Genomic DNA, 2,063 nt, shown 5'->3' on the forward strand with positions numbered 1-2,063 from the left:
GAGTCGTTGATGTAGCGGCCGAACTCGTGCAGGCCGTCGAGCGCGCGCTGGCTCAGCACGGTGCTCAATGAATCGGAGAACAGCGCTTCGAACAGGCTCACCTTCCACTTGCCCGAGAACTCGCCCAATGCGGCCAGTGTCTGGTGGCCGATGCCGCGCTTGGGTGTGGTCACCGCGCGCAGGAAGGCAGGGTCGTCGTCGTTGTTGAGCAAAAGGCGCAGCCAGGCGCACAGGTCCTTGATCTCGGCGCGGTCGAAGAAGCTCTGGCCGCCCGAGACCTTGTAGGGGATGTTGGCGCGGCGCAGCGCTTGCTCGATCGGGCGTGCCTGGTGGTTGGCGCGGTAGAGGATGGCGAACTGGTTCCAGTCGGCCGGCTGCGTGTTGCTGAGCATGCCGCCACGGATGGCCTGGATGCGCGCCACCGCACGTTCGGCCTCGTGCTCTTCGTTGTCGCACTCGACGACTTTGACCGGCTCGCCTTCGCCCAGGTCCGACCACAGCGTCTTCGGAAAGAGCTTGGGGTTGAGCTGGATGACGTTGTTGGCCGCGCGCAGGATGGCGCTGGTGGAGCGGTAGTTCTGCTCCAGCGGGATCACCTTGAGGTTGGGGTAGTCCTGCGGCAGGCGCTTGAGGTTGTCGAGCGTGGCGCCGCGCCAGCCGTAGATGGACTGGTCGTCGTCGCCCACGGCGGTGAAGATGCCTTCGGGGCCGACCAGCAGCTTGAGCAACTCGTACTGGGTGGCGTTGGTGTCCTGGTACTCGTCGACCAGCACGTGGCGCAGCTGGCGCTGCCATTTCTGCGCCACGTGAGGGTGTTGTGACAGCAACTTGAGCGGCAGGCCGATGAGGTCGTCGAAGTCCACGGCCTGGTAGGCCAGCAGGCGCTCCTCGTACAGCTTCATCACCTTGGCCGCGAGGATCTCGTCGTCGCTGCCAGCGTCCGACAGCGCATGGCCGCTGCTGATGCCCTGGTTCTTCCACAGGCTGATCTGCCACTGCCAGCTGCGCGCCAGTTTCGCGTCGGTGGTGGCGCCGGCATCGCGCAGGATGCTGAGCACGTCGTCGCTGTCGAGGATGGAGAACTTGGGTTTGAGGCCCAGGGCTTCACCGTCCTCGCGCAGCAGGCGCACACCCAGCGAGTGGAAGGTGCACACCAGCAGCTTGCCAGCGGCTTTCGGGCCGATGAGCGCTTTGACGCGCTCGCGCATTTCAGCGGCGGCCTTGTTGGTGAAGGTGATGGCGCCGATCTGCGAGGGGGCCAGGTCGGCGCCGTCGCCGGGTTGCAGCAGGCGCGCGATCTTGTGCGTGATCACGCGCGTCTTGCCCGAGCCGGCACCTGCCAGCACGAGGCAGGGCGAATCGAGGTGCTGAACCGCCGCCATCTGGGCCGGGTTCATGGTGGGTGCGGCGCTCACGGTTGTGGGCGCTCGAGGTGGCGCGTGGGCAGGGCGGGCATCGGCACCGGATCACAGCCCCGCGACAAACTCGCCGACCACTTCGGCAAAGGCCAGTGGTTGCTCCACGGCGCTCAGGTGCGCACAGCCTTGCAGCGTGACCAGTTGCGCGCCGGTGATGGCACGCGCCAGGGCGATGGCCGTGTCCGGCGGCAGGCTTTCGTCGAGGCTGCCGGAAATCACCAGCGAGGGCACGCGCACCTTGTGCAGCTTGCCGCTGAAATCGGCCTCGCAGATGGCGGCGGCGCAGGCCGTGTAGCCTTCGGGGTCGGTGGCCTCGAGCAGGCGCTGGTGACGCGACACGGCGGCCGCCTGTTGGGTGCGGAAGGCCTCGCTGAAGAAGCGGTGCATGGCGCCGGTCGAGATCGCTTGCAGGCCATGTGCGTCGATGGTGGCGATGCGCTCGGCAATGGCCTCGCGGCCCGCCGGGGTGTAGCCCGAGGTGGTGTTGGCCAGCACCAGGCCCTTGACCTTGTCGGGGTGGCGCAGCGCCAGTTCCTGGCCGATGAGGCCACCCATGGACAGGCCGACCCAGACCACGGGCTCACCGGCGAGTTCATCGATCAGGCGGGCGGCGTCGGCAGCGAGTTCGGTCAGCGTCAGCGGCTC

At 67.4% G+C, this 2,063-nt stretch carries 2 protein-coding genes; both read right to left on the reverse strand.

Features of this window, described 5'->3' with window-relative positions; all coding sequences use genetic code 11:
• On the reverse strand, positions 1-1,397 hold a 1,397-nt coding region (locus B2W70_RS17090; RefSeq protein WP_286747661.1), incomplete at its 3' end, for an ATP-dependent helicase.
• Positions 1,398-1,466: 69 nt separating this feature from the next.
• A partial coding sequence (locus tag B2W70_RS17095; RefSeq protein ID WP_286747633.1) for an alpha/beta fold hydrolase occupies positions 1,467-2,063 on the reverse strand: 597 nt, incomplete at its 5' end.

Source organism: Aquabacterium sp. UBA2148, assembly GCF_002328915.1.
Lineage (GTDB): Bacteria > Pseudomonadota > Gammaproteobacteria > Burkholderiales > Burkholderiaceae_C > Aquabacterium > Aquabacterium parvum.